An 18,890-nucleotide genomic window follows, 5' to 3' on the forward strand; every position below is an offset into this window, starting at 1 on the left:
TATTTTTGGCGTGTTTCGCCGCGGTGAACCGGGCTAACGCTACTATCCATCACACAGACTCGCTTCTTAATTTCTTGCTGAATTATCTAGAACTTGAATAGTTTCTTTACTATTACCAATTCCAACATCATCATTGCAGTTTAAACTATAGTTTACTTTTGCATCTTTTCCCCAAGATTTATTTGCAATTGCTGCATTTACATCATTTACTGTAATACAATTGAGATTGGGATTTTTAATTGCTTCTAAATTAAAATTAGGCGAACCATTTTTTATATTTAAACTTCTTAAATTATTATACATACATACAAGCGTAGACAAATCTGGATTTTTTGAAACATTCAAATTCGCTATTTGATTTTCTTCACAAGATATTCTCTGTAATTTCAAGTTTTTTGAAACCTCTAAACTTGTTAATTTGTTGTGCCCGCAGTCTATATCCTTTAAGTCGTTATTTTTTGAAATATCTACGCTGGCAAGAGAATTAAAACTAATTTGTAGTTTTTCTAATTTTATATTTTTAGAAACATCAATAGTTACTAACTTATTATATGAACAATCTACATTTGTTAAGCCTATATTTTTTGACAAATCCAAATTGATTAAACGGTTCGAAGAACAAAATAATCCATACATCACAACATTATTTGTCATCTTTAAACTTGATAATTCATTAGAACCACAATCTAAATATAGTAACATAGTATTTTTTGATACATCCAAACTTTTCAATTTGTTTGATGAACACTTTAAACTTAATAGATTCTTAAAATCCTCAATACCTGTCAGATCTGAAATATTTAAATTTGCAACATATAATTCTTCTACATTAACGACATTAGCTGTCAACACTTTACCATCTACTGAACCTGAATCAATTCCGAGAGCAATAAGTTTTGTTTCAAAATTAATATCTGGTATTTTGGTATATTGTGAATAAGAAATAACCGAAGTAAATATTAGAAAAAATGCTAATTTAATTTTCATTTGAATTGTTTTATTTATTATAATGAAACCGGTGCTACTCTAGGTTTATAATCTTTCGCAACCTCAGCAATCAATCGAATATGATCTGGAGTTGTTCCGCAACAACCTCCAATTATATTGATTAAATTATCGTCTAAATATTCTTTTATTAAAGCCTGAGTTTGTTCTGGTGTTTCATCGTATTGTCCGAACGCGTTTGGCAAACCTGCATTTGGATGTGCTGAAACGTTGAACTGTGTATGCTGTGATAATGTTTTTAAATACGGTTTTAACAAATCCGCTCCAAGAGCGCAATTGAAACCAACACTTAATAACGGAATATGTGATACTGAAATCAAAAACGCTTCTACCGTTTGTCCTGAAAGTGTTCTTCCTGAAGCATCTGTAATCGTTCCTGAAACCATGATTGGAATATCAAGGTTACGTTCGTCTTTTACTTCTTCGATGGCGAAAAGTGCTGCTTTTGCATTTAACGTATCGAAAATAGTTTCTACCAAAAGTAAATCACATCCGCCGTCCATTAAAGCTTCCACCTGTTGTTTGTAGGCAATACACAAATCATCAAAAGTTACGGCTCTGTAACCTGGATCGTTTACATCTGGCGACATACTTGCCGTTCTGTTTGTCGGTCCGATTGAACCGGCTACAAAACGTGGTTTATCCGGATTTTTAGCAGTAAACTCATCGGCTACTTGTCTTGCAATTTTAGCCGATTCATAATTCAATTCGTAAACCAAATCTTCCAGGAAATAGTCGGCCATACCGATCGTAGTTCCTGAAAAAGTATTGGTTTCTACAATGTCTGCGCCAGCATCAAAATAAGCAGCGTGAACATCGCGGATCGCTTGTGGTTGTGTTATGGATAGTAAATCGTTGTTTCCTTTTAAAGGATGTGGGAAATCTTTGAAACGCTCTCCTCTGAAATCTTCTTCGGAGAAATTATAGCGCTGCAACATTGTTCCCATTGCTCCATCAAGGATTAGGATATTTTTTTTAATTGCTTCCTGAATTGTTATTGCCATTTTGTTTGCCTTTTGCCACGAAGACGCTAAGACACTAAGCTTTTTTTTAATTTTTATTATCTTCATACCTAACAGGTTTTGGAAACCTGTTAGGATACGCATTTTGATTCACATTGATTCCAAGAATTCACTATTCATAGCTAATTAGCCCCGATGGAAGCAAATATCCTTTTTATTCTGGGGTTCAGAATAAAAAGATATTGTGTACAGCGGGAACGATGACAGCAAAAATGCGTCAATGATTCGCTCATGATACTGTGAATTCAGTAAAATAATATTGTAAGTTGTCAGGAAAAGTTGAGGAAATACTTTATGTATTTGTGTTATCTATCTTTAATACTATGATTTAGTATAAAGTAGAATTTAGCACCTTCTTTATGATAAAGGGTTGCTAAGGTTTCATCGGGTCTATCCCTCCGCCTTTCGTGATAACTTTCAATAAATTTAGGAACGGTGCAAAGGTATGAAATAGACATCCGATTTGCAAATGTTTTTTTTAAGGTTCTGAGATGCTAAGGGACTAAGGTTCTAAGTTTACAATCTTAGTGTTTAAGTTTTTGTTTGGTTCCTCTAAAATTGATAATTTCAACAGTATTAGATTCTTTATTTACTCTGTAAACTAAATAATTATTTTTGTCTACAATTGCTTTATGCAATGACACACGCTTCTCAGATTTCGGGAATTGTTCTGGATTGTGACTGATTTGATTTATTACTTGCTGGATTTTATTTTCTAAATTTAAAATCTCTTTTGCTGTCCATTTTGCTTCAAGATAATCAACAACTTTATTAAAGCCTTTTACAGCTTGTGAAGTCCAAATAAATTTTAATGCCATTTTGAAAACCTTTTCATGACATTTTCATGACTTGTAAATTCGCCTTTTTCGGCTTGATCTAGTCCAATTTGAATTTCGTTTTTCTCTGATTCTGATAATTCATCAAACCAATCATTTTGATTTGCTTTCAACACCAATTCCAGTTTCTCTAAAATACGCTCATCTTCCACCTTAACCAACTCTTGAATAAACTGATATTTTCTAGCTTCTAAATTCATGATAATCAAAATTTATATTTACAAAGATACGTTTTTTTTTGGGGTTCTGAGATGCTAAGGTTCTAAGGGACTAAGCTAAAAAAGCCCAAACTAAAAGTTTGAGCTTTATATATAAAAATCTTAGAATCTTAGTCCCTCAGAACCTTAGCAACTTAGACTATTGCTTTCACAACCGCTTTTGGCGCTTCTTTACGAGTTCCGTCGAAACCATCTACTCCAGAAACTGTTGTATATTTCAATACGTATTTTTTACCTGGGTTGATGATTTGGTATGCTGCCTGACACATTAAAGTTGCCTCGTGGAAACCACAAAGAATTAACTTTAATTTTCCTGGATATGTGTTTACGTCTCCAATCGCGAAGATTCCCGGAATGTTCGTTTGATAGTCTAATGCATTGTTTACTTTGATCGCATTTTTCTCGATATCTAATCCCCAGTCTCCAATTGGACCTAATTTTGGTGTTAATCCGAAAAGTGGAATAAAATAATCGGTTTCGATTTTACGGTGTGCTCCGTTTTCTTCTATATCTAATGATTCAACATGTTCAGCACCGTTGATTCCGATAACTTCTGCAGGCGTAATTAATTTGATTTTTCCGGCTGTTTTTAATTCCTGTACTTTTTCTACAGAATCTAAAGCTCCTCTGAATTCATTTCTTCTGTGAATTAAAGTTACTTCTGAAGCTACATTTGCAAGGAAAATACTCCAGTCTAAAGCTGAATCTCCTCCTCCGGCAATTACAACTCTTTTATCTCTGAATTTCTCCGGATTTTTAATGAAGTATTTTACTCCTTTATCTTCATAAAAATCGATATCTTCTATAAGTGGCTTGCGTGGCTCAAAACTTCCTAAACCTCCTGCGATAGCAATAACCGGCGCGTGAAATTTAGTTCCTTTATTTGATGTTACAATGAAACTTCCGTCTTCTTGCTTTTCGATGGTTTCAGCTCTTTCTCCTAATGTATAACCTGGCTCAAACTGTTTAATTTGTTCTTGTAAGTTATCAATTAAATCTCCTGCTAAAACTTCTGGGAAACCAGGAATATCATAAATAGGCTTTTTTGGATATAATTCTGAAAGTTGTCCGCCTGCTTGTGGTAAAGCATCTAAAATATGACATTTTAATTTCAATAATCCTGCCTCGAAAACGGCAAATAAACCTGTTGGGCCTGCTCCAATTATAAGTATATCTGTTTTAATCATTATGGTTGTTGTTTATAATCATTCTTAATAATACAAAGAAACGAATAATTTATTCTACTGCCAATGATTTTTATCATTGATTTCTTTGTGTAATTTCTACTCTTTATTTTTTAATGAAGCGGTTATTTCGTTCATTCTTTTAACCTTATCTTCAAAATTGCCTTTCAGTGTCTTTCGGTATTCGTTCAGATTTTCTACCATTTGGTTGATATCTTCCGGAATTACTTCTTCGAAAAACTCCCGCAATCTTTTTGCTGTTGTTGGCGATTTTCCGTTGGTCGAAATGGCGATTTTTACATTTCCTTTCGTTACGATTCCGCCTAGATAATAATCACATAAATCTGGCGTATCGGCAATGTTGCAAATCAAATAGCGTTTTCTCGACAATTCGTAAACTCTTTTATTCACTTTTAAATCGTCTGTACAGGCAATTACCATGTGACGCTTTTTGAGCATTTTCTTTTTAAACTTGGCTTCCGTCAATTTAATTGAAGGATGATTTTCGGCTAAAACTTTAATTTCTAAATGAAAATCCGGCGCAACCACCTCAACATTTGCATTTGGACTCGACTTCAACAAAAAAGAAAGTTTCTCTAATCCTACATTTCCTCCTCCCACAATTAAAACATTCAGATTGTGAAGTTTTAAGAATATTGGATATAATTCATTCTGTTCCATGTTACTCTTTTTTTATACAATCAAAATTAGATGATTTTATTGAATCGGATAACCAATCATATGTTCCTAACGAACATTTTTATTGAAACGTTTGTTTTTACCGATGAATTGTTCCTAACGAAACATTTCCTTTGTCGCTCCTTCGGAACTTTATCTTGCGATTTCTTTTGATAGAAATTCTTCGTAAAAACCTTTTAGTTTATTGCTTTCTCTCACAACTTCTCCGAGAACAATAATGGCTGGCGAACTCAATTTTTGTTCTTTTACGATTTCAACGATTGAATTTACTGTTCCAACTCCTACTCTTTCTTCTGAAGTTGTTCCGTTTTGAATGATCGCTACGGGCAAATCTCCTTTATCTTCTTTTTGAAACAAATCGATAATTTGAGGCAATTTGTGCATTCCCATCAAAATAATTACTGTTGCTGATGACTGTGCGGCCAAGGCTACATCTGCAGATAATTTTCTGTCAGAAGTTGTGCCTGTAATCGCCCAGAAACTTTCTGAAACTCCTCTTTTAGTAATCGAAATTCCCTGACTTGCCGGAACAGCTACTACTGAAGAAATTCCAGGAACGACAACGGTCTCGATTCCGAAGCTTTCAATAAATTCTATTTCTTCGCTTCCACGCCCAAAAATAAACGGATCACCGCCTTTTAACCGAACCACATTTCCGTAAGTCAAAGCGTTATCAACAATTAATTGATTGATCTGATCTTGCGTATAAGCGTGATTCCCAATTTTCTTCCCAACAAAAATTCTAATTGCATTTTTGGGTGCGTAAGCTAGTATTTCTTCATTGGCCAATGCATCATACAAAACCACATTTGCTTCAGCCAATGCTTTTGCGCCTTTCAGCGTAAGCAAATCCGGATCGCCAGGACCTGCACCGACTAAAGTTACTTTGGGTTTTATTGTATTAAGCATTTGCTAATTCTTGAGCTCTATATTTTTCTATGGTATCAAAAAATGCAATTCCTTCCTGAATGTATTGTTTTGCAAACGCTTCTGAAGGTTCGTTTTGATTGATTTGATACACTAATTCTTTGAATGATGTTGCCAATTCGATTTTACCAGTTGCAATGAAAACAGTATCAAACAAATCAACAATTCCTGCGTGATTGTTTGTTTTTTCATTTTCAGAAAGTAACAATGCTTTTGCACCGTTTACGAATCCTGCATAAGCGTGATAAATGGCATCTGACCATTTTGCTTCGTCGAAAGATTCTTGTGCGAATGTCAATTTATCTTTTGCTTCTAATAATAAAGTAGCAACCAAATCAATTACAACTCCGGCACATTCTCCAACTCCAACTGCTTTTACGTAGTTATCGGCATTACCCCAGTCTATGAAATCAGCTTCTGTTAAATTCGTTACATCTGCGAAAGGTTTCAAAATTTCATAGAAATATTTCTCTCCTTTTTGATCGTAATAGTTTAGGAATTTTTCTCCGTTAGCATTTTTATCAAAGTCATTTAAGATGGTACGTAACGCATCTGGACCTCTACGGCTTGGAATTTTGATTACTTTATCGGCAAAACGTCCTTCGCCGTTTCCTAATCTTCCTCCACCTAATAATACCTGCAAAGCCGGAGCCACTAATTTCCCTGAATTGATTGACATTCCCTGAAAACCAATTGCTGACATATTATGTTGCCCACAAGCATTCATACAGCCAGAAATTTTAATTTCGATTTCACGGTTTTTTAAGTACTGTGGATATTCTGCACTTATTACTTTTTCCAGTTCTTCTGCAATACCGGTACTACTTGCAATCCCCAAATTGCAAGTATCTGTACCCGGACATGCCGTAATATCTACCGTAGAATTATATCCTAAATGAACAAAATCCAATTTGGCTAATTCCTGATAAAAGAAAGGTAAATTCTCTTCTTTTATGTGACGTATTACAATATTTTGACGCAATGAAAAACGTAATTCATTTGCTCCGTAATTCTTAACTAAATCGGCTAATAATCTGGCTTTATCTGTATAAAAATCTCCTAATAAAACTTTGATTCCGATAGCATAATAACCTGCTTGTTTCTGAGCAATTACATTTGAATTTTTCCATGCTTCATAAGCTTTGGTATCTTCAATTGTAACTTGCGGAACTTCTAATAATGGTTCCGGAATTGGACCATCAAAAGCTGTTGTATCAATTTCGTAGGTTTCAAAAGCGATTGCTTTTTTCTCTTTTTCAACCAAATCAAGGAAAACATCTCTTCCCATTTCTTTGATTAAGAATTTCATACGTGCTTTCATTCTTTTCGCACGCTCTCCGTATCGGTCAAAAATACGGATGATTCCTTCTGCTGTTGGAATGATTTCGTTTGCCGGAACGAATTCAGAAAGTAATTCAGCGTGCGCTGGCTGAGATCCTAAACCTCCTCCAAACATGATTTTAAATCCGCGTTGTCCGTCAACAATTTTTGGAATAAATCCTAAATCGTGCAAATAACTCAGCGCCGTATCTTCATCTGATGAAGAGAACGAAATTTTGAATTTACGTCCCATTTCCTGACAAATTGGGTTTCTCAACAAATATTGAAATAAAGCATGGGCATAAGGCGAAACATCAAATGGCTCGTTTACATCTACACCTGCTAATTCACTTGCTGTAATATTACGAACTGTGTTTCCGCACGCTTCACGCAACGTAACATCATCTTTGGCCAAATTTGCCCAAAGTTCTGGTGTTCTGTCCAAACTCACATAGTGAATCTGAATATCCTGACGCGTTGTAATGTGCAAACGTCCTGTAGAATATTCATCAGAAACTTTTGTGATACGCAATAATTGCTCACTGGTAACTTTACCAAAAGGCAATTTAATACGAATCATTTGAACGCCTTCCTGACGCTGACCGTAGATTCCACGCGCTAAACGAAGACTACGAAAACGCTCATCATCAATTTTTCCTCCACGGAATAAATGAATCTTTTTTTCTAAATCGATAATCTCTTTTTGAACTATCGGATTTTCTATTTCTGTTCTAAAACTTTCCATTTTTCTTTCGCTTTAGGCTTTAAGCTTTAGGCTATAAGCTTTTTTTACTTTCTTGCTTTAGGCTTTAGGCAATAAGCTGTAAGCCTTCTTGCTTGCCTTTTTTATACGTTTTTTGCTAAAAGCTTACAGCCTAAAGCTTATTGCTTACAGCAGTGAAACTATCTAATGAATCCTACTCCTGCTGTTGTGTTGGTTGCTGTATCAATTAAGATGAAAGCTCCGTTTGATTTATTTTCGTTGTAAGCGTCAAAATATAAAGGCTTACTTAATTTGATGGTTACTTCTCCGATTTCGTTGATCGCTAATTGTGAAGCTTCTTTTGTTCCGGAATAATCTGTTGAGATGGTATTTTTTATACTTTCTACTTTTGCTAAAACTGAATTTGTATTGTGTTGTACAATATATTTTGTACCAGCAACCAGTTTTTTACTGTCCATCCAACAAACTGTTGTTGTGATTTCTTTTTCAATTTTTGGAAGTTCTGATGATTTTACAATCATATCACCTCTTGTCACATTGATATCATTTTCTAATTCGATAGTAATTGATGAACCCGCAACGGCTTCGTCAAATGTTTTATCAAAAAAGTGAATTTTAGATACTTTTGATTCTGTTAAAGAAGGAAGAACTGTTACCGCATCTCCAACTTTGATTGAGTTTCCGTATAATTTTCCAGCGTAACCTCTAAAATCGTGGTATTCTTCTGTTTTTGGACGAATCACTGTTTGAACCGGAAAACGTGCTTTTCCTGCTTCAAAAACATCTGAAGAATGCAATCCTTCTAAATGCTCTAAAACTGTTTGTCCTGTATACCAAGGCATATCTTTTGACTGATCCACTACGTTTCCGCCGTTGATTGCACTTAAGGGAATATAACTTACGTTTTGTTCTTTGAAAGTACTTTTAGCATTTAATGCCTGAAAATCAGCTTTGATTTTGTTGTAAACTTCTTCAGAATAATCAACTAAATCCATTTTATTAATCGCAACAATTACCTCTTTTACTCTCAATAAATTATTGATAAAAAAGTGACGGTAAGTCTGCTCGATAACTCCTTTTCTGGCATCAATTAAAATGATCGAAACCTGAGAAGTTGAAGCTCCTGTAACCATGTTTCTTGTATATTCTACGTGACCCGGAGTATCGGCAATAATGTAACTTTTCTTTGCAGTCGAAAAATAAATATGTGCTACGTCAATTGTAATTCCTTGTTCTCTTTCTGCTACTAATCCGTCAGTTGCCAAAGAAAAATCAAGATAGTCGTAACCTTTTTGTTTACTGCTTTTTTCGATTGCTTCAATTTTATCTGTAGTCAATGATTTTGTATCATACAATAATCTCCCGATCAAAGTACTTTTTCCGTCATCTACACTTCCTGCTGTTGCTATTTTTAAAACTTCCATTCTTTTTTTGTTGTTGGTTGTTGGTTTATGGTTGTTGGTTTTTCTTAAACATCAACTAAAACCATCAAAATATTTAATCTGTTCTTTTATGTTATTACTATAATTGAAGTTTTCAGCTATCAACTAAAAACTATCAACCATTAACTTAAAAGTATCCCTGTTGTTTTCTCTTTTCCATTGCAGCTTCAGAACGTTTGTCATCGATTCTGGCTCCTCTTTCAGAAATGGTTGAAGTTCTGATTTCTCCAACAACTTCCTGAATTGTTGCTGCATACGATTCAACAGCGGCTGTACAACTCATATCTCCAACGGTTCTGAAGCGAACAATTCGTTCTTCGATTTGTTCGTCTTCTTCCTGATACACAAAAGGAGAATGCGACCAGATTAAACCGTCTCTCAAAAAAACTTTTCTTTTATGTGAAAAATAGATTGATGGAATCTCGATATGTTCTTTTTCGATATAGCTCCAAACATCTAATTCTGTCCAGTTTGAAATTGGGAAAACACGAACGTTTTGACCATTTTCTATTTTTCCGTTCAAAATATCAAACAATTCCGGACGTTGATTTTTTTCATCCCATTGACCAAAATCGTCACGAACTGAAAAAATACGTTCTTTTGCTCTTGCTTTTTCTTCGTCACGACGCGCTCCGCCAATACAAGCATCAAACTTAAATTCTTCAATTGCATCTAAAAGTGTTGTTGTTTGCAGGCTGTTTCTACTAGAATATTTTCCTGTTTCTTCAACCACTTTTCCCTCATCAATAGCATCCTGAACATTACGAACGATCAACTCTAAACCTAATTCTTCTACCAATTTATCTCTGAAAGCAATTGTTTCAGGGAAATTATGTCCCGTATCAACATGCAATAGAGGAAACGGAATCTTAGCAGGGAAAAATGCTTTTTGTGCCAAACGCACTAATGTAATAGAATCTTTTCCTCCTGAGAAAAGTAAAACCGGTTTGTCAAACTGTGAAATTACTTCTCTGAAAATGTATATCGCTTCACTCTCTAAAGCGTTTGTTTTTAATACTGAACTCATTGTGTTTTTTTGTTTCAAGTTTCAAATTTCAGGTTGCAAGTTTTGTGGTGTACTCTAAAATTTTCAACTATTGTTTTATTCTATACTCTTGTCTCTTGCTTCTATCTTCTTTGTTCTATTCTCTTTATTCTTTCTTAGCGCTGTGCAATCCGCACTCTTTATGGCTCGATTCCCACCACCATCTTCCGGCTCTGATATCTTCACCAGGGAAAATTGCTCTTGTACATGGCGCGCATCCTATACTTACGAAACCTTGTTTGTGCAAAGCATTTTGAGGAACATTGTTTTCTGATAAATACGTTTCAACTTCCTCTAAGGACCATTTTAATAATGGATTGAATTTGATGATTTCGAAACCTCCGTCATATTCAAACAAATTCAAATCTTGTCTGTTTTCTGATTGCTCGGCTCTTAATCCCGTAATCCAAACTGAGTTTCCTGCTAAAGCTTTTCTTAACGGAACAACTTTTCGGATAAAACAACATTCTTTTCTATTCTCAACCGAATCATAAAAACTATTCGGACCTTTTTGTTTTAATAAATTTTCCACTGCTGTTGCTTCCGGAAAATAAACTTCAATTGGTTTTTTATACTTTTTTAATGTTTTATGAAAAACATCATAAGTCTCCTGAAACAATCTTCCGGTATCCAGAGTAAAAATGGTAATATCAGTATTGCTTTTTGCAATTAAATCTGTAATTACCTGATCTTCCTGACCAAAAGAAGTCGAAAAGGTCACTTTTCCCGGGAATTCCTTTGCTAAAAAAACTAAGGTTTCGTCAAGCGAAAGATCTTTTGTTATATCTAATAATGATTCTATAATTGGTGTGCTCATATTCTTTTTCCTTTCTAAAAAACTGCTTACAATAATTTAGATAATGTTTTTAAACTCAATAATATAATTAGGATTCCAACGGCAATCATCATTGGTTTTCTTTTGATTTTATTTACCAAATAGGCTCCCAATGGTGCTGCAATTACACCTCCTAAAATCAAACCTATAATAACCTGCCAGCCATGGATTCCTCCAAAAAGCATGAAAGTGATACCGCTTGCAAATGAAACCGCAAACTCAGCTGCATTTACAGAACCAATAGTGTAACGAGGATTTCTCCCTCTTCCTAACAATGTAGAAGTTACGATTGGTCCCCAGCCACCGCCACCTACAGCATCCATAAAACCTCCAAAAGTGGCAAGTATTCCTAATTTTTTGGTTTTCTTTTTTATAATACTTTTTGCTAATGCTTTTCTAATAATAATGATCGCTAAAATGATCATATAAACTGCAATGAACGGTTTTATAACATCACCATTAATCACATCAGAAAGTAAGTAAGCTCCTGTAATCGAGCCTAAAACTCCCGGAATCAACAAATGTTTCACCAGTTTTTTATTGATATTCCCAAAACGATGATGAGAAATCGCCGATGCTCCGGTTGTAAACATTTCTGCAACGTGAACTCCCGTACTACTCACTACTGGCGGAACTCCATAAGCCAATAAAAAAGAAGTTGAAGTTGCTCCGTAACCCATTCCTAACGTTCCATCAACCAATTGAGCAAAAACACCAATAAAGAAAAAAACTAAAAACTCCTGATTAAATCCTGAAACAAAACCGTTCCATGAAAATTCAGCGTGATGATTATAGACTAAAACCGTCAATAAACCGACCAACAAAACCACAGGCACAATAACCCATAATTTTTCTTTTAATGACGTATCAGACTTAACATCAGCACTATTTAATTTTAGCTCTTTTTCCATATTTCTACTATATCTTTTTTACAAAATCCATTACCCTATCGGGTTAGTAGATTACTTTGCAAAAATACTACTTATTTCTAAATATCAAAACAATATTTTTATTTTTTTAACCCTCTAATAACCCCTCAATTACATCTTTCATAGATATTTAAAGCTTTGACGAATTAATTTAACAAATAATACACTATTTCAACGTATTCAAACAATAAATTCAGAACGAATATTTGTTTTTTAAAATAGATTTTTAAAGTCTACCATTTCCATAGGATAATTATAAAATTGTTGTTATTTTTACGGCAAATTTTTATTATGGATTTTCAAATCGGTCTTGTTATTGCGGGTTTACTCGTTGGTTTTGTGGTAGGGTTGACAGGTGTTGGCGGCGGTTCTTTAATGACTCCAATTTTATTGTGGTTTGGTATTCCTCCAACTACAGCCGTAGGTACCGATTTATTGTATGCGGCTTTTACCAAAATGGGAGGCGTATTTGTGCATCATAAAAAAAGCAATATCAATTGGCAGATAACAGGCTGGCTTACATTAGGTAGCGTGCCTGCCGCTTTACTTACTTTATGGATTTTAAATAGCATCAAAACAGATATTAGTACAATAAATGCGGTAATCAAATACAGTTTAGGCTGGGCATTACTGTTTACATCAGTGGCTATTTTATTTAAAAAGAAACTTTTAGTGTTTTCTCAAAAACATGCCGGAGACAAGTTTCATAGTGAAAGTCATACCCAAAATATGCTGACTATCGGGATTGGAGTATTGTTAGGAGCGACCGTAACACTTACTTCTATTGGTGCCGGCGCATTAGGAACTGTTACTTTATTTTTCCTTTATCCTCTTTTGCCAACACCACGTTTAGTTGGAACTGAAATTGCCCATGCCGTTCCGTTAACTCTTGTTGCAGGAATTGGACATGCCTCAATGGGAAATTTAGATTTGGGATTATTAGGTCAGCTATTAATGGGCTCACTTCCCGGGATTTTCATAGGAAGTATGTTGAGCGGAAAAGTACCCGATTTATTTCTTAGAAATGCAATCGCAGTGATGCTTTTTCTGGCAGGTTATAAATTAGTTTTTTAGAAGAAACAATATCATCATTTTATAAAAAGCAAAGACCATTTCAGGAAGTATGAAATGGTCTTTTTTATATTGTTTTAAAACAGAATTACTTAAAACGCAATATCTGCCAATGAATTACTTTCAAGAATTTTAAGCGTGTTATCTCTAACCTCGGTCATTAAACGTCTGGCGGCGCAGGTTGATTCATCATCACAATCATCACATTTTTCATAAAAATTATGACTGGCACAAGGCAAAAGTGCAATTGGACCTTCAAGAATACGATAGACTTTAGCCATGCTAATATCTTTTGGATCTTTGATAAGATAATATCCGCCACCTTTTCCTTTTTTGGCTCCAAGAAAACCAGAGTTTCGAAGTAATAATAAAATACTTTCCAGAAATTTAATTGAAATATGTTCGCTTTTGGCAATTTCAGCAATTTGTACAGGTTCGTTGTTTTCGCGTCTGGCCAAATAAGTTAAAGCTTTAATTCCGTATTTTGTTTTCTTTGAAAGCACGTATATAAATTTTAGATTTTAGAGTGTAGATTTTAGATTCGAAGTTTTAAATCTACACTCTAGATATTTTTCTGTTACAAAAATATACTTTTTGAACGAGAATAATAATATAATGAACAACTATATTCTACCAAATTAGTATAGTTTAAATTAATTCTGCTTCCGGAACACCAATTAAATTAAAATCATGAAACGATTTTACACTTTCATCCAATCCTTTTTTACTTACAACATAGGTATCAGAAATAGAATCATGCCAGCCTCTTGAACCTCCTAAAAAAGTAAAGGCATCAAAAGGAATATAACGGCACAAACTTCTTTTAAAAATTATTCCAAAGCTTGGTTTTTCTCCATTTTCATCTACAACGACAGAGCCCGTAATAAATTTGCCTACAGATCGTCCAAAGAATCCTTCCATAACCGTGTAATAAATAATAGATACAGTAATCGCTACAACATTCCATCCCAAATCACCCAAATTATCAACCCATAGACCGAGTGCAGTCATTCCAAAGAAATTGGTCAAAATTCCTAATACAACGCCAATCGCAATTAAGACTATAAAAAATGAGACTAAATCAATAATGTAATTCAAAAAACGTGTGCCACCGGACACCAATAATGTATCATCTAAAATGTAAGTAGAATTACTCATAAGCGATAAGGGTTAATTAAGGTTAAGTTAGATTTTTTGATTTCGTTATGAACAAAAATATACTTTTTACTCAAACAATTGTTAAATAAAACAACGATTTTTAACAGTAATAAATCTACAGTCAAAAATCGTTGTTTTAAAAAAAATAATAAATTCAGATATAAATTTTGCAATCTAATATCTAAAATCATAAATCTAAAATACCTTAAGAAAGCGCCTGATCTAGATCGGCAATAATATCTTTTACTGTTTCTAAACCTACAGAAACACGTACTAAACCTTCTGTAATTCCAACTGCCAGCTTTTCTTCAACAGACAATTTACTATGTGTTGTAGAGGCTGGATGTGTTACAATTGTTTTAACGTCTCCAATATTTGCCGAAAGAGAACATAATTTAATCTTGTCCAAAAATTTCCTTCCTGCTTCAAGACCTCCTTTAATTTCAATGGCAATAATGTTACCTCCTAAAAGCATTTGTTTTTTAGCAATCTCATATTTTGGATGTGATTTTAAAAATGGATATTTCACACTCGCAACATTTGGATGATTTTCTAAAAACTCAGCCACTTTTAAAGCATTTTCACAATGTCTGTCAACACGAACAGCCAAAGTCTCTAAACTTTTTGACAAAACCCAAGCATTAAATGGTGACATTGCCGGTCCTGTATTTCTCGAAAATAAATATATTTTTCGAATCAACTCTGCTTCTCCAACTGCAACTCCGCCTAGTACACGACCTTGTCCATCTATTAATTTTGTTGCCGAATGAATAACGATATGTGCACCGTATTTAATAGGTTGTTGAATGTATGGCGTTGCAAAACAATTGTCGATTATTAAAATCAAATTGTGCTTTTTTGCGATTTGTCCCAATAATTCTAAATCAACTACATCTACACCAGGATTTGTTGGTGTTTCTGCGTATAAAATCTTCGTATTTGGTTTGATGAAACTTTCAATGGTTTCTGGCTTATTGATATCAAAATAAGAAGTTTCAATTTTCCATTTTGGAAAATATGTCATGAACAACGCATGAGTTGATCCAAAAACACTTCCCGCAGAAACAATGTGATCGCCAGATTCTAATAATCCTGCAAAAGTAGAATATATCGCGGCCATTCCGGTTGCAAAAGCATAACCAGCTTCGGCACCTTCCATTGCACAAACCTTGTCTACAAATTCTGTAGTATTTGGGTTGCTAAAACGAGAGTAAATATTACGTACTTTCTCTTCTGTGAAAGACGCTCTCATATCTTCTGCATCTTCAAATACAAAACTTGATGATAAATACAAAGGAGTTGAATGTTCCTGAAATTGTGTTTTTTCTAAATGTGTACGGATGGCTTGGGTTTCAAAACCAAATTCTTGATCGCTCATTATTTTTTTGTTTAACACGAATTGCACTGATTAGCACTAATTCGCTAGTTTTATAATTTCACAAAGACTCGCAAAGAAACTCAGAGATACACTAAGAATTTTTCTGCAGTTTTGTTACAATCAATAAAAGAATTATCTAATTTTCTAATTCTCAAATTGACTAATTGACTAATTTTCTAATTCTACAATTGTTCGTTGTTCAATACAACTTTATATTTTATTGTCGCTGTTGGTTCAACCGTTTTGGCAACTGAACAATATTTCTCGAAAGAAAGCTGTGCAGCTCTTTGTGCTTTTTCAGGATTGATATCGCCTTCTAGGTAAAAAACTACATTGATTTCTTTAAAAGGTTTTGCTTCTTCAATTTGAACACGCTCGCCTTCAACCTCAGCATTAAATGAAGTTATTTCCTGACGTTGTTTCTTCAAAATCGAAATCATATCAATAGCACTGCATCCTGCAACACCCATCAATACTAATTCCATTGGACTTGCACCTAAATCGCTTCCGCCAAATTCAGCTCTGCTATCAACATCAACTACATGACCTCTTTCATTTTTTAATTTGAAATGAAACGCGTCGTTTACTCTGTTTAAGGTTACTTTCATTTTTTTTGTTTTTTGTTTTGTTTGAGCTTAAGATTTGCAATCTAAACTCTAAAATCTTCAATCTAAAATTAGAATTATCCTTTATCTGATAATCTCAAAATATCTCCAAAAACTCCTCTTGCTGTAACTGCAGAACCTGCACCGGCTCCCTGAATTACGATTGGACGATCTCCGTAAGATTCTGTATAAATTTCGAAGAAAGAATCTGAACCTTTCAATCCGCCAAGTGCGGTATCAGAAGGAACAGATACTAGTTTTACTTCTAAATTTCCTTTGTCGTTTTGCAAGTCTCCAGACAATTCACCAATATATCTTAATACATGATTTGGTTTTTGATCGGCTTTTATTTTATCATAAATTGGGTCGAATTCTTTCAGTTTGGTTAAGAAATCAGCAACATTCCCTTCACGCAAATGTTCCGGAATTAGATTCTGAATTGAAATTTCTTCAAATTCATTTTGCAAGTCTAATTCTCTCGCCAAAATCAATAATTTTCTTCCCACATCATTTCCGCATAAATCCTCACGCGGGTCTGGCTCTGTGTATCCGTTATCGATTGCTTCTTGCAAAATTTGGCTAAAAGGAACATCTTTTGCTGAGAAATTATTGAATAAATAACTCAATGTTCCTGAGAAAACTCCTTTAATTTTTGTGATGTTTTCACCTGAAAGATGCAGTAATTTGATTGTATCAATTAATGGTAATCCTGCTCCAACATTGGTTTCGTATAAATAATTCTTTTGATTTTCTGCCAAAGATTTTCTCAATTCTTTATAGAAACCATAACTTAATGTATTGGCTACCTTATTAGAAGAAATCAAATCAAAACTACCTTCTATAAATGGGATATAATTTTCTACGAAAGAAGCACTTGCTGTATTATCAACCGCAATTAAATTTTCTAAATGATGTTGATTAGCATAAGCAATAATATCCTGAATAGTATAAGCAAGGCCTTCTTTTTCAATCTCGGTTTTCCAGTTTGAAGTTACGCCGTTTTTATTTAAAAGTAATTTTTTAGAATTGGCAATTGCAAAAACATTCAGTCGAACATCTTTTCTTTTTTCAATAGCTGAAGCCGATTCTAAAATCTGATTGATTAATGTTCCACCCACTAAACCGTGACCAATAATGGCAATGTTGATTTTTTTAGAAACTCCAAAAATCTCACCGTGAATTACGTTTAAAGCTTTATGAAGCTCTGTTTTTTTAACAACCAAACTCACGTTTTTACCCGTAACAGTGTTGTTAAACAAGATTGGAACAATTTTATTTTTAATTAAAGCAGTGTAAGGTTTATGGAAAGTACTCAAATCCTGACCAATAATCGAAATAACCGAAACATTATCAGTTACCGTAATTTGATTTACATCTTTAGAATAAAAGTCATTTTCGAATTCTTTTTCTAATTCAACCATTGCCAACGTAGCTTTTTCAGTTGCTACAACAAGCCCAATTCCTCTTTCTGAAGAACCTTGCGAAATAATACTAACACTAATATTATTATCACCCATTACTTTAAAAATTCTGGCATCAACACCAGCTTTTCCAAGCAATCCACGGCCTTCAAGATTCACCAAAGAAACATTTTCTAAAACAGAAAGTGTTTTGATTCCTTCTTTCGTCGAGTCAGAAGTAATTAAAGTTCCGCGGTTTTCATGATTGAATGTATTTAAAATACGAAGCGGAATATTTTTTTCCAATAAAGGAATAATTGTTTTGGCGTGCAAAATTGTGGCACCAAAATTCGCTAATTCATTTGCTTCATTAAACGAAAGGAATTCGATTTTTTTTGCATCAGCAACTAAATCAGGGTTTGCAGTGTAAATTCCGTCAACGTGCGTAAAGTTTTGTAACTCTTCGGCATTTAAATAATTAGCAATTAACGAAGCCGTATAATTACTACCATTTCTTCCTAAAGTTGTGGTGTCATTATTATTGTTTGAACCAATGAAACCAGTTACAATATTTACCGTTGAACCATTGTGTTCTTTAAAATAATTGACAACATTTTTCTTGGAAAGTTGCTCTAAAGGCTGTGCATCACCAAATTTAGAATCTGTTTTTAATAATTCTCTTGAATCAACAAAATTCGCCGGAATCCCTTTTTCTTTTAAAATTGCTGTCAATAATTTAGCCGAAAGTAACTCACCTTTAGATAAAATCTGATCTTTAATTTTGTTGCTGTAATCACCAATTAAGCTTACGCCTTCAAACAGTTTATCCAAAATATTGAATTCTTCAGACAGATCTACCTGAGGATAATCTGAAATTTGATAAATTTTAAAATTTTCTAACAAGATTTTATAATTCCCGTTTTTAGCAGCAATTTTTAAAATATACTCTAATTCATCCGTTGCGTCTCCGCGAGCCGAAACTACAACGGCAATATTTTCGCCCTGATTTACTTTATCAGAAATTATTGAAACAACTTTATTAAGTCCTTCTCCGTTTGATAATGATTTACCTCCAAATTTTAATATTTTCAT

The 18,890-nt window shown here is 33.9% G+C and carries 18 protein-coding genes and 1 riboswitch; of the genes, 1 reads left to right on the top strand and 17 read right to left on the bottom strand.

Annotated elements, in window-relative coordinates; translation table 11 throughout:
• Positions 1-66: 66 nt before the first annotated feature.
• The 12 genes from AC1RRN_RS11395 to AC1RRN_RS11450 all read right to left on the bottom strand — a co-directional run bounded on the left by AC1RRN_RS11395 (position 67) and on the right by AC1RRN_RS11450 (position 12,168).
• Positions 67-987 carry a leucine-rich repeat domain-containing protein gene (locus AC1RRN_RS11395; protein WP_492967418.1) on the bottom strand — a complete coding sequence of 307 codons (921 nt, stop codon included), beginning with the start codon at positions 985-987 and terminating at the stop codon, positions 67-69.
• Between the two features lie 17 nt (positions 988-1,004).
• On the bottom strand, positions 1,005-2,009 hold the full coding sequence (locus AC1RRN_RS11400) for a homocysteine S-methyltransferase family protein (protein ID WP_492967419.1): 1,005 nt from the start codon (positions 2,007-2,009) through the stop codon (positions 1,005-1,007).
• A 320-nt stretch (positions 2,010-2,329) separates the two neighbouring features.
• Positions 2,330-2,444, bottom strand: a riboswitch (SAM riboswitch).
• Between the two features lie 107 nt (positions 2,445-2,551).
• Positions 2,552-2,845: a type II toxin-antitoxin system RelE/ParE family toxin gene (locus tag AC1RRN_RS11405; protein ID WP_492967420.1), complete on the bottom strand. Its 294-nt coding sequence runs from the start codon at positions 2,843-2,845 to the stop codon at positions 2,552-2,554.
• Entirely contained in the window at positions 2,836-3,063 is a 228-nt protein-coding gene (locus tag AC1RRN_RS11410; RefSeq protein ID WP_492967421.1) for a hypothetical protein, read from the bottom strand. The genes AC1RRN_RS11405 and AC1RRN_RS11410 overlap by 10 nt, the downstream gene beginning before the upstream one ends.
• Positions 3,064-3,215: 152 nt before the next feature.
• A complete protein-coding gene (locus tag AC1RRN_RS11415) occupies positions 3,216-4,268 on the bottom strand; it encodes an NAD(P)/FAD-dependent oxidoreductase (protein ID WP_492967422.1) in 1,053 nt (350 codons plus the stop codon).
• Between the two features lie 96 nt (positions 4,269-4,364).
• The gene (locus AC1RRN_RS11420) at positions 4,365-4,946 is read right to left on the bottom strand and encodes a precorrin-2 dehydrogenase/sirohydrochlorin ferrochelatase family protein (protein WP_492967423.1); all 582 of its coding nucleotides are present in this window, start codon (positions 4,944-4,946) and stop codon (positions 4,365-4,367) included.
• A 150-nt stretch (positions 4,947-5,096) separates the two neighbouring features.
• On the bottom strand, positions 5,097-5,873 hold the full coding sequence (gene cobA / locus AC1RRN_RS11425) for a uroporphyrinogen-III C-methyltransferase (protein WP_492967424.1): 777 nt from the start codon (positions 5,871-5,873) through the stop codon (positions 5,097-5,099).
• The gene (locus AC1RRN_RS11430) at positions 5,866-7,956 is read right to left on the bottom strand and encodes a ferredoxin-like domain-containing protein (RefSeq protein WP_492967425.1); all 2,091 of its coding nucleotides are present in this window, start codon (positions 7,954-7,956) and stop codon (positions 5,866-5,868) included. The genes cobA and AC1RRN_RS11430 overlap by 8 nt, the downstream gene beginning before the upstream one ends.
• A gap of 158 nt (positions 7,957-8,114) precedes the next feature.
• Positions 8,115-9,359: a sulfate adenylyltransferase subunit 1 gene (locus tag AC1RRN_RS11435; protein WP_056207855.1), complete on the bottom strand. Its 1,245-nt coding sequence runs from the start codon at positions 9,357-9,359 to the stop codon at positions 8,115-8,117.
• Positions 9,360-9,504: 145 nt separating this feature from the next.
• Positions 9,505-10,404 (bottom strand): sulfate adenylyltransferase subunit CysD, encoded by a 900-nt coding sequence (gene cysD, locus AC1RRN_RS11440; RefSeq protein ID WP_026983843.1) that lies wholly within the window; start codon positions 10,402-10,404, stop codon positions 9,505-9,507.
• Between the two features lie 124 nt (positions 10,405-10,528).
• Entirely contained in the window at positions 10,529-11,239 is a 711-nt protein-coding gene (locus AC1RRN_RS11445) for a phosphoadenylyl-sulfate reductase (RefSeq protein WP_492967426.1), read from the bottom strand.
• A 26-nt stretch (positions 11,240-11,265) separates the two neighbouring features.
• Complete coding sequence (locus tag AC1RRN_RS11450) at positions 11,266-12,168, bottom strand: sulfite exporter TauE/SafE family protein (protein ID WP_492967427.1); 903 nt, start codon at positions 12,166-12,168, stop codon at positions 11,266-11,268.
• 309 nt (positions 12,169-12,477) lie between these two features.
• On the opposite strand from AC1RRN_RS11450, the gene AC1RRN_RS11455 reads away from it, so the two are divergent.
• On the top strand, positions 12,478-13,260 hold the full coding sequence (locus AC1RRN_RS11455; RefSeq protein WP_492967428.1) for a sulfite exporter TauE/SafE family protein: 783 nt from the start codon (positions 12,478-12,480) through the stop codon (positions 13,258-13,260).
• Between the two features lie 89 nt (positions 13,261-13,349).
• On the opposite strand, the gene AC1RRN_RS11460 is transcribed toward AC1RRN_RS11455, so the two are convergent.
• The 5 genes from AC1RRN_RS11460 to thrA all read right to left on the bottom strand — a co-directional run bounded on the left by AC1RRN_RS11460 (position 13,350) and on the right by thrA (position 18,890).
• Entirely contained in the window at positions 13,350-13,760 is a 411-nt protein-coding gene (locus AC1RRN_RS11460) for an RrF2 family transcriptional regulator (RefSeq protein WP_012023576.1), read from the bottom strand.
• 145 nt (positions 13,761-13,905) lie between these two features.
• Positions 13,906-14,415 carry an RDD family protein gene (locus tag AC1RRN_RS11465; protein ID WP_492967429.1) on the bottom strand — a complete coding sequence of 170 codons (510 nt, stop codon included), beginning with the start codon at positions 14,413-14,415 and terminating at the stop codon, positions 13,906-13,908.
• 205 nt (positions 14,416-14,620) lie between these two features.
• Positions 14,621-15,793 carry a trans-sulfuration enzyme family protein gene (locus tag AC1RRN_RS11470; protein WP_492967430.1) on the bottom strand — a complete coding sequence of 391 codons (1,173 nt, stop codon included), beginning with the start codon at positions 15,791-15,793 and terminating at the stop codon, positions 14,621-14,623.
• A 182-nt stretch (positions 15,794-15,975) separates the two neighbouring features.
• Positions 15,976-16,401 carry an OsmC family protein gene (locus tag AC1RRN_RS11475; protein WP_492967431.1) on the bottom strand — a complete coding sequence of 142 codons (426 nt, stop codon included), beginning with the start codon at positions 16,399-16,401 and terminating at the stop codon, positions 15,976-15,978.
• A 74-nt stretch (positions 16,402-16,475) separates the two neighbouring features.
• A complete protein-coding gene (thrA, locus tag AC1RRN_RS11480) occupies positions 16,476-18,890 on the bottom strand; it encodes a bifunctional aspartate kinase/homoserine dehydrogenase I (protein ID WP_492967432.1) in 2,415 nt (804 codons plus the stop codon).

The sequence above is a fragment of the Flavobacterium sp. GW821-FHT11G01 genome (assembly GCF_058808175.1).

Excerpts from the sequence above, each read along its gene's own strand:
- AC1RRN_RS11395 (WP_492967418.1), bottom strand. The coding sequence starts at position 987 with ATGAAAATTAAATTAGCATTTTTTCTAATATTTACTTCGGTTATTTCT.
- AC1RRN_RS11400 (WP_492967419.1), bottom strand. The coding sequence starts at position 2,009 with ATGGCAATAACAATTCAGGAAGCAATTAAAAAAAATATCCTAATCCTT.
- AC1RRN_RS11435 (WP_056207855.1), bottom strand. The coding sequence starts at position 9,359 with ATGGAAGTTTTAAAAATAGCAACAGCAGGAAGTGTAGATGACGGAAAA.
- AC1RRN_RS11445 (WP_492967426.1), bottom strand. The coding sequence starts at position 11,239 with ATGAGCACACCAATTATAGAATCATTATTAGATATAACAAAAGATCTT.
- cobA (WP_492967424.1), bottom strand. The coding sequence starts at position 5,873 with ATGCTTAATACAATAAAACCCAAAGTAACTTTAGTCGGTGCAGGTCCT.
- cysD (WP_026983843.1), bottom strand. The coding sequence starts at position 10,404 with ATGAGTTCAGTATTAAAAACAAACGCTTTAGAGAGTGAAGCGATATAC.
- thrA (WP_492967432.1), bottom strand. The coding sequence starts at position 18,890 with ATGAAAATATTAAAATTTGGAGGTAAATCATTATCAAACGGAGAAGGA.
- AC1RRN_RS11430 (WP_492967425.1), bottom strand. The coding sequence starts at position 7,956 with ATGGAAAGTTTTAGAACAGAAATAGAAAATCCGATAGTTCAAAAAGAG.
- AC1RRN_RS11415 (WP_492967422.1), bottom strand. The coding sequence starts at position 4,268 with ATGATTAAAACAGATATACTTATAATTGGAGCAGGCCCAACAGGTTTA.
- AC1RRN_RS11465 (WP_492967429.1), bottom strand. The coding sequence starts at position 14,415 with ATGAGTAATTCTACTTACATTTTAGATGATACATTATTGGTGTCCGGT.
- AC1RRN_RS11405 (WP_492967420.1), bottom strand. The coding sequence starts at position 2,845 with ATGGCATTAAAATTTATTTGGACTTCACAAGCTGTAAAAGGCTTTAAT.
- AC1RRN_RS11420 (WP_492967423.1), bottom strand. The coding sequence starts at position 4,946 with ATGGAACAGAATGAATTATATCCAATATTCTTAAAACTTCACAATCTG.
- AC1RRN_RS11410 (WP_492967421.1), bottom strand. The coding sequence starts at position 3,063 with ATGAATTTAGAAGCTAGAAAATATCAGTTTATTCAAGAGTTGGTTAAG.
- AC1RRN_RS11455 (WP_492967428.1), top strand. The coding sequence starts at position 12,478 with ATGGATTTTCAAATCGGTCTTGTTATTGCGGGTTTACTCGTTGGTTTT.
- AC1RRN_RS11470 (WP_492967430.1), bottom strand. The coding sequence starts at position 15,793 with ATGAGCGATCAAGAATTTGGTTTTGAAACCCAAGCCATCCGTACACAT.
- AC1RRN_RS11450 (WP_492967427.1), bottom strand. The coding sequence starts at position 12,168 with ATGGAAAAAGAGCTAAAATTAAATAGTGCTGATGTTAAGTCTGATACG.
- AC1RRN_RS11475 (WP_492967431.1), bottom strand. The coding sequence starts at position 16,401 with ATGAAAGTAACCTTAAACAGAGTAAACGACGCGTTTCATTTCAAATTA.